The 13,451-nt window shown below is 73.6% G+C and carries 9 protein-coding genes; 4 read left to right on the top strand and 5 right to left on the bottom strand.

Going from position 1 to position 13,451, the window contains the following annotated elements:
• Positions 1-450: 450 nt before the first annotated feature.
• Together EDD40_RS04025 and EDD40_RS04020 are read left to right on the top strand one after the other, a co-directional pair.
• On the top strand, positions 451-1,692 hold the full coding sequence (locus tag EDD40_RS04025) for a cytochrome P450 (RefSeq protein WP_123741701.1): 1,242 nt from the start codon (positions 451-453) through the stop codon (positions 1,690-1,692).
• Positions 1,685-2,443 carry a thioesterase II family protein gene (locus tag EDD40_RS04020; RefSeq protein ID WP_236595050.1) on the top strand — a complete coding sequence of 253 codons (759 nt, stop codon included), beginning with the start codon at positions 1,685-1,687 and terminating at the stop codon, positions 2,441-2,443. Before EDD40_RS04025 ends, EDD40_RS04020 begins: the two co-directional genes overlap by 8 nt.
• A 9-nt stretch (positions 2,444-2,452) precedes the next feature.
• Here EDD40_RS04020 and EDD40_RS04015 read toward each other — a convergent pair whose 3' ends face one another.
• The 3 genes from EDD40_RS04015 to EDD40_RS04005 are packed head-to-tail and all read right to left on the bottom strand — an operon-like array spanning position 2,453 to position 7,953.
• Positions 2,453-3,436: an aldo/keto reductase gene (locus tag EDD40_RS04015; RefSeq protein ID WP_123741700.1), complete on the bottom strand. Its 984-nt coding sequence runs from the start codon at positions 3,434-3,436 to the stop codon at positions 2,453-2,455.
• A gap of 45 nt (positions 3,437-3,481) precedes the next feature.
• Positions 3,482-4,606 carry a cytochrome P450 family protein gene (locus tag EDD40_RS04010; protein WP_123741699.1) on the bottom strand — a complete coding sequence of 375 codons (1,125 nt, stop codon included), beginning with the start codon at positions 4,604-4,606 and terminating at the stop codon, positions 3,482-3,484.
• On the bottom strand, positions 4,603-7,953 hold the full coding sequence (locus EDD40_RS04005; RefSeq protein ID WP_123741698.1) for a non-ribosomal peptide synthetase: 3,351 nt from the start codon (positions 7,951-7,953) through the stop codon (positions 4,603-4,605). Before EDD40_RS04005 ends, EDD40_RS04010 begins: the two co-directional genes overlap by 4 nt.
• A gap of 574 nt (positions 7,954-8,527) precedes the next feature.
• On the opposite strand from EDD40_RS04005, the gene ccrA reads away from it, so the two are divergent.
• Positions 8,528-9,796 (top strand): crotonyl-CoA carboxylase/reductase, encoded by a 1,269-nt coding sequence (gene ccrA, locus EDD40_RS04000; protein ID WP_201440881.1) that lies wholly within the window; start codon positions 8,528-8,530, stop codon positions 9,794-9,796.
• Between the two features lie 162 nt (positions 9,797-9,958).
• Here the strand turns inward: ccrA and EDD40_RS03995 are convergent, their stop codons facing one another.
• Together EDD40_RS03995 and EDD40_RS03990 are read right to left on the bottom strand one after the other, a co-directional pair.
• Complete coding sequence (locus EDD40_RS03995; protein ID WP_123741697.1) at positions 9,959-10,714, bottom strand: SAM-dependent methyltransferase; 756 nt, start codon at positions 10,712-10,714, stop codon at positions 9,959-9,961.
• A gap of 272 nt (positions 10,715-10,986) precedes the next feature.
• A complete protein-coding gene (locus EDD40_RS03990) occupies positions 10,987-11,928 on the bottom strand; it encodes an aldo/keto reductase (protein WP_170184935.1) in 942 nt (313 codons plus the stop codon).
• Positions 11,929-11,974: 46 nt separating this feature from the next.
• Between EDD40_RS03990 and pdxR the strand changes: the two genes are divergently transcribed.
• A complete protein-coding gene (pdxR, locus tag EDD40_RS03985; protein WP_246037392.1) occupies positions 11,975-13,384 on the top strand; it encodes a MocR-like pyridoxine biosynthesis transcription factor PdxR in 1,410 nt (469 codons plus the stop codon).
• Positions 13,385-13,451 lie beyond the last annotated feature (67 nt).

Below are 13,451 nucleotides of genomic sequence, written 5' to 3'. Positions count from 1 at the left end.
TCCGTCAAGACGTCGTCTTCGACATTTTTCGTCCTATTTGGACATTCGCATCGTGGGACCCGGCCGGGAGGTGGTTGACGATTTCGCGAACATGGTGCTTGACTGCCTTACCGATGGGTTCGACACATGTCGGACCCCGGCACGGGGACTGGGGAGTTCCGGAGCACTCGACGGCTCCGACAATGTGACCGATGCCTGCCCAGCGCGGGTGTGCGGTACCTGCCGCAATGTCCGGTAGGTCGTTCGTCGACCGCGCCGGGCCGATGTGCGGCAGTTCGACCGAGTAATTCACGCCGACGTCAACAGTTAATTACCAGCGGGATTCCGAACCGGCGGCTCAGCCGGCCGGGAACCCGGCCGGCGGCGTGCCCGCGACCACCGCGTGCCGCCTGCCCACCGACCAGGAGTCTGCCGGACGGCTCGCTCCCCGACCCGATGAGGACACCGGCCATGACCGTCCATGACGCACCCGTTCCCGGATGCCCGGTGCACGCGGGTGACACCGATCTGGTCGACCCCCACCTGTACAGCGATGGCGACGCGCACGCGATCTGGCGAGAGCTGCGCGCCCAGGACACGCTGAGCTGGTCGCAGGTCGACGACGAGCGCGGGTTCTGGTCCGTGGTCCACTTCACCGAGACCGACCACGTCCTGCGCAACACGTCGTTGTTCACCTCCGAGCGCGGCACCATGCTCGAACTGCTCGGCATGGACGACCCGGCGGGCGGCCAGCAGCTCGCGGTCACCGACCCGCCACGGCACACGATCATGCAGGCCCGGCTGAAGAAGGCGCTGGCCGTGCAGGCCGTGGACCGGCAGCGCGACATGATCCGCTCGCTGGTCGGCGACCTGATCTCGCCGATCGGCGACGGGGGCGTGTTCGACTTCGGACAGGCGATGCTGGCGATGCCGATGTCCGTCACCGGCACCATGATGGGCCTGCCGCCCGAGGACTGGTCGTGGCTGAGCAGGCTCACCACGATCTGCATCGCCGCCGACGACCCCGAGTACCAGGACGAGGGCAGCCGGGCCGCGACCCTGCACATGGCGCACCGCGAGCTGTTCGCCTACTTCCAGGACCTGGTGCGGTTCCGCCGCGACCACACGGGCGACGACCTGATCAGCGTGCTGATCAACACCCGGTTCGAGGGCAGGCACATGTCGTCGAGCGAGATCGTGTCCAACTGCTACAGCCTGCTGCTCGGCGCGAACGTCACCACTCCGCACGCGCCGAACTTCGTGATGGCCGAGTTCATCGACTCCGACGTGCTGCCGCAGTGGGCCGCCGACCCGGAGGTGGGCGCCACCGCCGTCGAGGAGGCGCTGCGCTGGGCCTCGCCGGTGAACCACATGCTGCGCTACGCCACCCAGGACGTCGAGGTGCGCAACACGCGCATCGCGGCCGGTGACGCCGTCGTGGTGTGGCTGGGCGCGGCCAACCGGGACGAGAGCGAGTTCCCGGACTCCGAGACGTTCGACCTCCGCCGCAAGCCGAACAAGCACCTCGCGTTCGGCATCGGACCCCACTACTGCGTCGGGCACAGCGTGGCGCGCGTCACGCTGCGCATCCTGTTCGAGGAGCTGCTGGGCCGCTACCAGGACTTCGAGGCCGCCGGCACGCCCGAGCGCCTGGTGTCCAACTTCGTGTCCGGCTACAAGCACGTCCCGATCACCGCGAAGCGCCGTGGCTGACCTGGCGGTCCGCCGGCAGCGGGCGCTGCGCCACTACGGGACCCCGGCCACCACCCGCGTGCGGCTGCTGTGCTTCCACTACGCGGGCGGCAACGCCGCGATGTTCCGGGACTGGCCGGACCGGCTGCCGGCGGACGTGGCGACGGTGGCCGTGCAGCTGCCCGGCCGCGACACCCGCCTGGACGAGCCGCCGCACGTCCGCATGGGTCCGCTGGTCGAGGAGCTGCTGGACGTGCTCGACCCGCTGCTGGACGAGCCGTTCGCCTGCTACGGCCACAGCATGGGCGCGCGGGTCGCGCTGGCGCTGGCGCACGCGTTGCGCGCCCGCGCCCGCCCCGGTCCGCGCGCGTTGTTCGTGGCCTCCAGCGCGGCGCCCGCGCTGCGCTCCGAAGTGCGCGGGTGGGACGAGCCGGACGAGGGCCTGATCGCCTACCTGCGCGACCTGGGCGGCACGCCGCCGATCGTGTTCGAGCGGCCGGACCTGCTGGAGCTGTTCCTGCCCGCGCTGCGCGCCGACCTGACCGCGGTGGCCACGTCCGGGGCCCCGGCGCGGCCCCCGCTGGACGTGCCGCTGCGCGCGTTCGCGGGCGCCGACGACGGCGAGGCGTCGGGGGAGCGGATGGCGGCGTGGCGCGAGGAGACCACCGGGTCCTTCGAGCTGGAGGTGGTGCCCGGCGGCCACTTCTTCGACCAGGCCGGGGTGGCGCGCGTCCTCGACGTCATCGCCGCCACCCTGGCCGGGCCGAGGTGAGCGCCGGGGTCAGTGCGCGGCGTCGAGCAGCGCGCGCTGATCGGCGGTGAGCTCGAGGTCGACCGCTTCCAGGCTCTCGTCGATCTGCGCCACCGAGGACGCGCCGACCAGCGGGATCACCGGCAGGTCGCCGCCGATCATCCAGGACAGCACCACCTGGTTCGCGGTCGCCCCGGTCTCCCGGATGACCTCGCGCAGCGCCTGGAGGCGGGCCTTGGTGCCGGCGTGGTCGTGCAGCTCGCCCAGCGGCCGGTCCTCGCGCACGTAGGCGCCGGACAGCAGCGGCGTGTACGCCACCAGCGTGAGGTCGGGGTGGTCGCGCAGGTAGGTGATCAGCTCGGCGCTGAACAGCCCCTGGTCGCCGTCCGCCGACCGCCGGCCCGGCACGTCGTTGCGGGGCCGCAGGTAGGTGTGGTGGTACTGGATGACCCCGAAGCTCGGCAGGCCGCGGGCCTCGGCGGTGGCCCGCCACCGCTCCAGCCGCCACGACCAGTGGTTGCTGACGCCGATCATGCCGACCGTGCCGTCCTGGACCAGCCCGGCGAACGCCTCCACGACGTCCGGTTGGGGCACGGTCATGTCGTCGCCGTGCGCGTACAGCACGTCCAACCGCTCCACGCCGAGCGTCTCGCGGCTGCGCGCCGACGACGCCCGGATCACCTCGGGTGCCAGGCCTTCGAGGTTGTAGAAGTCGCGGCCCGGCGTCTTCGGCCGGCCGGCGAGCTTGGTGGCGATCACCACCTCGTCGGTGATGCCCCGGCTGCGCCGCCACCGCGCGAGCAGGGCCTCGCTCTCACCGCCCTGCGTGCCGTTGATCCAGAACGCGTAGTTGTTCGCGGTGTCGATGAACGTGCCGCCGGCCGCCACGAAGCGGTCCAGGACGGCGAACGCCCGCTCCTCCTCGACGACGGTGCCGAACAGCATGGCCCCTAACGAGAGCACGCTCACCTTCCGGCGGTGCTGCGGGTCGGTGCCGATCTCGCGGTACTTCATCCGGGTGTTGCTCCCTCGTGGTGCTGGTCGTCGGTCAGAGGTCGATCATGGTGCCCGGTCCGGTCCGATGTCGAGGAACAGGTGGTCCAGACCCACGTAGGCGAGGTTCGGGCCCCACTCGACCGCGTTCTCGGCGAGCGCGGCGCCGGGGAACCGCCGGGTGAAGCGCCGCAGCACGGTCGCCGCCTCCAGCCGGGCCAGCGGCGCGCCGACGCAGTAGTGGACCCCGTGGCCGAACACCAGGTGCCGGTCACCGCGCTCGGCCACCGGCGCGAGGTCGGCCAGGTCGGCGTCGAACAGGCCGCCGCCGGCCAGCGACACCAGCACCAGGTCGCCCTCGCGCAGGCGTTCGCCCTCGAACTCGAAGTCCGCCGCGACCACGCGGCCCACGTTGCGCAGCGGCGGGCGCTTCTCCAGCACCGACTCGACCAGCGCCTCGACCTCGCCCGGCCGGTCCGCGGCGACCCTCGCCCGCAGCGCCGGGTCCTCCAGCACGGCCAGCAGGCACGACCCGATCAGCGACGCCGTGGTCTCCAGCCCGCCGAACAGGACCATCGCCCACGTCGCGGTGGTGCGGGCGCGGTCCTCGGCGGTGTCGCGGGGGAAGTCCGCCAGGGCGGGGGAGCCCGCCAGCGCCTCGGTCATCTCCAGCATCACGCGGTGCGCGGCCTCGGCGTGGTCGCGCCGGTACATCGCGGCGATGAAACCCGACAAGGTCTTGGACCACGTGTGCAGCACGGGGGGTTCCTGCGGGACGCCCGCGATGCGCCCCATCACCCGCCCCGACACGCCTTCGGCCAGGGTCGGGACGGCGTCGTGCCGGGGGTCGGCGGCCAGGTCGTCCAGGCAGGCGTCCACGACGGCCTCGACGAGCGGGCCGATGGACCGCGTGTGCGAGGCGGAGAACAGGCGCTGCACCGGCTTGCGCAGGGCGGCGTGCTCCGCGCCGTCGGTGTGCACGAACCACAGCCGCAGGAACTCGGTCAGGTCGCGGTGCTCCCGCCGGGACTCCTCCGTCATGTACAGCTCGCCGAGCCGCTGGGAGGTCTGGGACGAGAACCCCTGGTGGTTGAGCACCACGCGGGCCAGCGCGGGGTCCGACACCACCCAGCATTCCAGCCCGTCGTCCCACGCCAGGCCGCGCACGTCGTCGCGCACCGACCCGGTCACGAGCCCGCCGCCTCGGCGATGAGCCTGTTCAGGCCCGCCGGTGTGGGCGCGAGGAGGAAGTCCCGCAACCGCACGGACACCCCCAGCTCGTCGCGGACCAGCCGCAGCAGCCGCACGGCGCCCATCGAGTTGCCGCCGATGGTGAAGAAGTCGGTGTCCCCGGTCAGCTCCACGGGCCGGTCGAGGACGCGGGCGAACAGGTCGGGCGCCACGCCGAGCGGGTCCGGCTCGGGCGCCGCGACCCGCTGCCCGGCGGGCGCCGCGACGGCGGTGAGCGCCCGGCGGTCCACCTTGCCGTTCCTGGTCACCGGAAGCTGGTCCACCACCGCCCACAGGCTCGGCACCATGTACGCGGGCAGCCGGTCGGCGACCAGGTCGCGCAGCTCGTCGGTGCCGACCGCGCGGTCCGCCGGGACGATCGCGGCGACGAGCCGCTTGTCCGCGCTGTCGCCGTCGGTGACCACGACGGCCGCGTCGCGGACCCGGGGGTCGGCGGCCAGCACGTCGGCGATGGCCGACAGCTCGATGCGGTACCCGCGCAGCTTGACCTGGTCGTCACGCCGCCCGAGGAAGCGCAGCCGCCCGGCGCGGTCGATCCGGACCAGGTCGCCGGTGCGGTAGAGCCGCTCCGGGACGTCGGGGGAGAAGTGGCCGAAGCCCCGCGCCGACTCGGCCTCGTCGTCGACGTAGCCGTCGGCCAGGCCGTCGCCCGCCGCGTACAGCTCGCCGACCGCGCCCGGTGGCACGACCCGGTGCCGCCGGTCCAGCACGTGCACGCGCGTGCCCCGCAACGGGGTGCCGATGGGCAGGGGGCCGTCCACCTCCGCGGCCGAGGTGACCGTGTGGGTGGCGGTGAACGTGGTGTTCTCGGTGGGTCCGTAGCCGTTGGTGACGACGATCCCCGGGTGGCGCTCCAGCACCCGCGCCACGTGGGCGTGCGGCACGACGTCACCACCGGTGATCAGCTGCCGCAGGCCGCCGAACCCGGCCGGCGCGAACTCCTCGACCAGCCGGAACAACCCGGCGGTCAGCCACGCCACCGTGACGCCGCGGTCGAGGAGGAACTGGGCCAGCTCGGTCGGGGACGACAGGCCCGGCGGGTTGACCTCCAGCGCCGCGCCGCCCGCCAGCGGACCCCACAGCTCCAGGGTGGAGGCGTCGAACGCCAGGGGAGACAGGCGCAGCACCCGGTCGTCCGGGGTGAAGCGGACGAAGTCGGGCTCGTGCACCAACCGCACGATCGCCCGGTGCGGCACCGCGACGCCCTTGGGCAGACCCGTGGACCCGGACGTGAAGGCGATGTAGGCCAGGTCGTCGGGGCCGGTCGCGGCGGGCTCCTCGGTGGCGGGCCGCCAGGACGGCTCCCACGTGGCGCAGGTCGGCACGCCGAGGTGGGCGACGGCCTCCGGGGAGGAGACCAGGGCGGCTTTCGGCGCGGCCTTGGCCACGATGTGGCGGACCTGCGACTCGGGTTGGGCCAGGTCGACACCCACGTACGCGGCGCCCGCCCACGCCGCGCCGAGCACGGCGACGACCTCCGCGATCGACCGGTCCAGCGCCACCAGGACCCGGTCGCCGCGGCCGACGCCCAGCTCGCGCAGCCGGCGCGCCTGCTCCGCCGCGGCTCCCACGAGCTGCGCGTAGGTCAGCGCCAGGTCGTCCTCGCGCACCGCCACGGCGTCCGGCGAGCGCCGGGCCGCCCGGCGGACCAGCTCGTCCGCGGTGACCAGGGGCAACTCGTGGCGGGGACCGTTGAGCGAGTCGAGCGCGGCCCGCCGCTCGGTGGACAGGCAGCGCAGGTCCTCCAACCGGCCGTCCGCCGTGGCCAGCTCCCGCACCGCGGTGGTGAAGTCGGCGAGGAACGCCCGCGCGTCGGCTTCGTCCCACAGCGCCGTCGCGAACTCCAACTGCGCGCCGAGCGCGGGCCGGGACCGGCCGAACAGCAGCGACAGGTCGAACTGGGCGCCGCCGCCGTGGCCCTCCTCCACCCGGAGGCCGACGTCGCCGACGTCGATGCGCTGCGGCACCAGCTGGTCGTGCATGCCGAACGAGACCTGCACCAGCGGGTGCGCGCCGAGCCCGCGTTCCAGGCCGAGCCGGGTGACCAGCTCGTCGAACGGCAGCGCGCCCGCCTCGATGCTGAGCGCCAGGGACTCCTGCACCGAGCGCAGGTAGTCCACCGCGGACGCGTCGTCGTCGACCTCCAGCAGGACCGGCACCAGGTTGCCCGCCACGGCGACGAGCCGCGTCAGCTCGGCCGTGTCCCGCCCGTACAGGGAGACGCCGACCAGCAGCCGCCCGACACCCGTCCAGCGGCTCAACGCCAGGCCGTAGGAGGCGAGCAGCAGGGCGAACGGGGTGACGCCCAGCTCCCGGGCGCGGTCCTCGACCAGGGCCGTCAGCTCACCGCCCAGGTCGAGCGGCAGGCGTTCGCCCGCCGGGTCCTGGACGGCGGGGCGAGGCCGGTCGGTGGGCACCTCCAGCACGGTGGGCGCGCCGTCGAGCCGGTCGAGCCAGAAGTCGGCCAGGCGGTCCCACTCGCCGCTGTCGCGGTCGCGCTCGTGGCGGCGCAGCAGCGACTCCGTGGTCGGCGCGGCCTCGGTGAACGGCAGCGGCTCGCCCGCCTTCAGCGCCCGGTAGGAGGCGAAGACCTCCTCGGCCAGCAGGCCGACGGCCCACCCGTCGAGCAGGACGTGGTGCGCGACCAGCACGACCGCCTGCCGCCCGGCCGCGCCGGCGACGAACAGGTAGCGCAGCGGCGGCGCGGCGGTGAGGTCGAAGGGGACGCGCCCGTGCTCGGCGGCCGTGGCGCGGACGAACTCCTCGAAGTCCGGGCCGTCGTGCGCGATGTCGACGACGTCGGGCGCGACCTCGTCCAGCACGACCGGCACGACCTCGCCGTCCCGCTCGCGCAGCAGCGTGCGCAGGGAGGCGTGCCGGGCGGTGGCCGCCGCGACCGCCCGCCCGAAGACCTCCCGGTCCAGCGTCCCGGTGTCCACGGTGAAGGTGAAGACCAGGTTGTAGGTCGAGCCGCCCAGCACGTTCTCGATCAGCCACATGCCGCGCTGCGTCGGCGTCAGCGCGGACGCCCGGGTCGCGGGCTCGACGACGGCGGCGGACGCCTGGGCGGGCGCCGCGGCGACCGTGTTCGCGAGCACCTTGCCCAGCGGCGTCGACGACAGCAGGTCCGCCACCGACAGCCGCAGGCCGAGTCCTTCCTGGGCCAGGGCGGCCAGCCTCATCGCCCGCAGGGAGTCGCCTCCGAGCGCGATGAAGCTGTCCGTGGTGAACCCCGCCTTGTTCGTCGTGGGTCCGAGGACCGACAGCGCGTACTCGTCCAGTGACATGCCGCCTCCGGGTCTTGGTGGGCTGCTGCTGCCGCTCGGGCACGTCGAGGCCCGGAGGTGGTCACCGGCGGGTGGCACCACCGGGTGTGTGCCGGCTAGGGGAGGCGCCGCTCGTTCACGACGAGCGCCGCGCGGCGCCTCGCGAGGCGGTGGGACGACACCCGTCCGGTGTCCGGCCGTCTCTTCGGACAACAGCGCGCCCTACCCCAGAAATCCATTCTCCGCGCCATTGCGAAAAGTCCCCCAGCGAGTCGCATAGCTCCCCGATGTCACCCGATGCTAAAAGCGTCCGACGAACGCTGTCAACACCACGGCCGGGTCGACCCGGAGAACTATTCCAGGCAGTGGGGAATATTTTCCGCACCGGCCCGAGGGGCGCGCCGAGTGATCGTCCACTCTTTTAATTGTGGAAAACCGGGAACTCGACCGGCCGGTCCGCGGACCGGCCCGGACCGCGCTGTTCGGCTACCCGAACCCCCGCCGGTCAATGCGGTCCGGCGCCTTGACCCGTCACTAGCATCGGGTCGGGGGAAATCGGTCGAGGGCGACTTCCCCGACGACCTGGAGGGGGACCATGGCCACGCAGCCGGCGACCTTGACCCGGACGGACACGCTGTACGAGCCGGGGAGCCTGCCCCCGCTGGGAGTGGTGCCCAGGCGCATGTACGCCTCGGTCATCCGGCCCGAGCGCTACGGCCCGCCGAGCGAGGCGTTCCGGACCGAGGTCGTCGACGTCCCGGAGGTGCCGCCCGGTTTCGTGCTCGTCGCCGTCATGGCGGCGGGGATCAACTACAACAACGTGTGGGCCGCCCTCGGCACCCCCGTCGACGTCATCGGGATGCGGGAGGCCAAGGGCGACGACACCGGCCACCACATCGGCGGCTCCGAGGGCGCGGGTGTGGTCTGGGCGGTGGGTGACGGCGTGCGGCACGTGCGCGTCGGCGAGCGGGTCACGCTGTCCAGCTGCCGCTGGGACGAGGACGACCCCGAGATCCGGCTCGGCCGCGACCCCATGCTCTCCGCGACCCAGCGGGTCTGGGGCTACGAGCTGAACTGGGGTTCCTTCGCCCAGTTCACCCTGGTCGCCGAGTTCCAGTGCCACCCCAAGCCCGCGCGGCTGACGTGGGAGGAGGCGTCGTGCTTCATGCTGTCGGGCGCGACCGCCTACCGGCAGCTGGCGGGCTGGCCGCCGCACACCGTCCAGCCCGGCGACCCCGTGCTCGTCTGGGGTGGCTCCGGCGGCCTCGGGTCGATGGCCTGCCAGCTGGTGCGCCAGTTCGGCGGCCGGGCCATCGCCGTGGTGTCCTCGGCGGAGCGGGAGAAGCACTGCATGCGCATGGGCGCGGTCGGCGTCATCAACCGCACCGAGTTCGACCACTGGGGGCCGACGCCCGAGGGCGGGCCCGAGCTGGAGCGGTGGCAGCGCGGCGTGCGCGCGTTCGGCCGTCGCATCTGGGACCTGCTGGGGGAGAAGGCGTCACCCCGGATCGTCTTCGAGCACCCGGGCCGCGACACCCTGCCCACGTCGCTCTACGTCTGCGCCCCGGGCGGGATGGTGGTGCTGTGCGGCGCCACGAGCGGCTACATGGGCGATGTCGACCTGCGGATCCTCTGGATGAGGCAGAAGCGCTTCCAGGGCAGCCACTTCGCCAACCCCCGCGACTGCCGCGCGGTCGTCGACCTGGTGGCCGCGGGCCTGGTCGACCCGGCCCTCGGGCACACCTACGGCTTCGAGGAGATCGGCTCGGCGCACCAGGACATGCGGGACGGCGTCCAGGAGTCGGGCAACCTCGCCGCCCTGGTCGGCGCGCCGCGCGCGGGACTGACCGACCTGGACGGCTGACCCCGCGCCCGGCCCGGGAACCGGTGCCCTGCCACGCGCAGCGCGACGAGCAGACGTCCCGTCCGAAGAGGACCGTGACGGGTGGACGCGCGGCGGCCGCCGCCTGCGCGCGGCGAAGCGGGTGTGCTCCGGCCGGGGCGGCGCCCCGGCCGGAGCGCCCGCTCAGGACGTTCGGCGGGCGGTGAGCAGGAGTCGACCGCTCCCGACCTCGTAGGGCCCGCCGTCCGGGCCGCCGAACAGCTCGACGTCGGTGAAACCGTTGCCGGACAGCAGGTCGACGATCTGCGCCACGGTGTACACGTGGTGGATCGCGGTCACGTCGAGCTTCTCCTCGCCGCGGGTGAACCGGTAGTGGCTGAGCAGCCGGCTCCCGGCGACGTCGTACTCGCCGGTCGCGAGGACGGTGATGTCGCCGGTCCGCATGGTTCGCGGCTCGGCCCGGTAGCCGGGCAGGATCGACTCGGCCGCCGAGGCGAAGTCGACGACCAGGCCGCCGCCGGGCCGGACGGCGCCGCCCAGCGCGGCGGCGAACTCCCGCAGGCCGTCGAGCTCGAGGTAGCCGAAGCTGTTGCCGAGGCACACCACGGCGTCGAACCCGCTGTCCCGCGGGATGTCCCGCATGTCGGCGCGGACGAGTTCGACCTCGAGGCCGGCGGCGGCGCGCCTGGCGTGCCCGATCGCTTCGGCGGACAGGTCGACACCGGTCACGCGGTGCCCGCGCCTGGCGAGTTCCACGCTGTGCCGGCCGCTGCCGCACGGCACGTCCAGGATCAGCGAGCCCGGCGCGAGCCCGAGGCGCCGCTCGACGAAGTCGATCTCGTCGACGGTGACTTCCGGTGGCACGGCACGCCGCCAGAACTCGTTGGGCAGTTCGGTGAAGAAGTCCACGTACCAGGTGGACGGAGGTGATGCGGACATGCGAAAGCTCCTTGCGGTGCATCGGCTGGTGAGAGCGATGTCACCGGGCGGCCCCAGGTCGTCACACGACCTCGGCGCGGTCGCCCGGTGTGAGGTCCCGGGCAGCCATGGCTTCCTCCACAGTCAGCGGTTCACCCCGAAGCTAGCAGCACCGGGCCGGATCGGTGAACTGCTTTTCCCGCACCCGGCCGGCGTCGACCACGCGCAGCAGCGCGGCCCAGGTGGCGGGTGAAGGCCGGGTTCGCCGGACCCCCCTCCGGCGAACCCGGCCCTCATGCCGCCTCGTCCAGGCGTCGGCGCTGGTCGGCGGTCAGGTCGAGCGACACCCCGGCGAACGCGTCGTCGAGCTGCTCGACCCGGCTGACGCCGACGATCGGCGTGACGTCGGTGCTGCCGCCGGTCAGCCATGCGAGGACGACCTGGTTGCGGTTCGTGCCGGTCTCGGCGGCGACCTCGTCCAGCACGGCCAGGCGGTTGGTGGTGCCGGGGTGGTCGTACTCGGCGGGCAGCGGTTTGTCGGCACGGGTGTACCGGCCGCTGAGCAACGGCGTGTAGGACCACAACGCCATGTCCGGGTGGTGCTCCAGGTAGTGGATCACCTCGTCGCTCACCGCGCCGAACCGGTGCACCACGGTGGGCCGCGTCCCGGGACGCGGTTGCAGGTACGTGTGGTGCTGCTGCACCGCCGTGTAGCCGACCCGGCCGTCGGCCCGCGCGATCTGCCGTGCCCGTTCCACCTGCCAGACGGGGTAGTTCGAGCAGCCGAGACGGCCGACCACGCCGGCGGACACCAGCTCGTCGAAGGCCGCGACCGTCTCCTCCAGCGGTGTCACCGGGTCGGGCTTGTGCGCCCAGTACAGCTCCACGTGGTCCGTGCCCAGCCGGCGCAGGCTGCCCTCGACCCCGTTCTTGACGACACCGGCCGACAGCCCTTCGGCCGTCTCCGGGAACCGGCCGGCCTCGGTCGGCTCGCACCCCACCTTGGTGCTGATCCGGACGCGGTCGCGGACACCGGGGCGGCTCGCCAGCCACCGCCCGAGCACCGCCTCGCTCTGCCCGCCGAACCCGCTCGCGTCCTCCCAGAACGAGTAGCAGTTCGCGGTGTCGATCCAGACGCCGCCGGCGTCCACGAAGCGGTCCAGGATCTCGAACGACCGCCGCTCGTCGGTGGCCGTGCCGAACAACATGGCCCCAAGAGCCAACTTCTCAACCATGACCGCCACGGTAGGCGGATGCGGCACGGCACTACCCTCCAATCCCGTGACGGTTTCCCAGACCAATTTCGCGTGGGCCACGCTCCTGGAGGTCGGTGGGCGCGGCCGCCTGCACGATCGCCTGGCGCGGGCGCTGCGCGCCGCGATCCGGGACGGCCGGCTGGCGGAGGGCGCCGCCGTGCCGCCGAGCCGGGCACTGGCCGAGGACCTCGGCTGCTCCCGCTGGGTCGTCACGGAGGCGTACGGGCAGCTCGTCGCGGAGGGCTACCTGACCGCGCGGGTGGGTTCGGCCACGCGCGTCTCGTGGTCGCCAGTGACGGAACCTCCGCGCCCTCGCGCGCAGGGCGCCCCGCCCCGGCCGCCGATCCGGTACGACCTGGCGCCCGGTCTGCCGGACCTGCGCGCGTTCCCGCGCCGTCGGTGGGCGGACGCGGTCCGGGCCGTCATCGGCTCGGCCGTCCACTACGACCTCGACATCCCCGACCCGGCCGGGCACCCGGCGCTGCGCACCACGCTCGCGGAGTACCTGCGGCGCTCACGCGGCGCGGACGCCGACGCCACGTCCGTCTTCGTGTGCGCCGGCGTCACCGACGGCCTGGTCCGCACGTGCCGCGCGCTGCACGCCCAGGGCATCGGGGACGTGGCCGTCGAACACCCGGGCTGGCCGCGGCTGCGTGCCGCCGCGGCGAGCGCCGGCCTGCGCGTGCACCCCGTGCCGGTGGACCACGACGGCCTCCAGGTGGACGACCTGGCCCGCACACCGGCACGGGCGGTCGTGGTCGGCGCGGCGCACCAGTTCCCGACCGGCACGGTGCTGTCACCGGCGCGCCGGGCACAGCTGGTGCGCTGGGCCCGCGAGGTCGACGGCTTCGTCATCGAGGACGACTACGACGCCGAGTTCCGCTACGACCACCACCCGGTCGCCGTCATGCAGGGCATGGACCCCGGCCGGGTCTTCCTCCTCGGCACGGTCAGCAAGACCCTCTCACCGGCCCTCGGCCTGGGCTGGCTCGTCGCGCCCGCCGCGACGCTCACGGCGCTGCGCACCGCGAACCCGGTCGCCGTCGCCCCACCGGTCCTGGACCAGCTCGCGCTGTCCACCTTCATCGACCGCGGCTGGTACGACGCCCACCTCCGCGCCGCCCGCCGCCGCTTCCGCACCCGCCGCGACCTGCTGCTCGACACCCTGGCCGCCGAAGTGCCGCAGGGCCGCCCCGCCGGCACCGCGGCCGGCCTGCACGTCCTGCTGCACCTGCCGGAGGACACCGACACGCGCCGCACCGTCCAGGCCGCCGCGTCCGCCGGCCTGCGCCTGGCGGACCTGGACGACTACCGCGCGGGGGAGTCGCCGGGCCGCGCCCTCGTGCTCGGGTACGGCAACATCGGCGACACCGAGATCCCGGCGGCGGTGGCACTGCTGCGGCACTCCCTGCGGCCCGCCGCGACCCGGCGATGACCGCCGGTTCACCCCGGCGCGGGTCGGCGGGGCCTCCCGAGACGTCGAGCTGATCTCGCGCGCCCGG

It is taken from the genome of Saccharothrix texasensis, assembly GCF_003752005.1.
Classification (GTDB): Bacteria; Actinomycetota; Actinomycetes; order Mycobacteriales; family Pseudonocardiaceae; genus Actinosynnema; species Actinosynnema texasense.
This window is presented reverse-complemented; position numbering and strand designations above follow the sequence as displayed.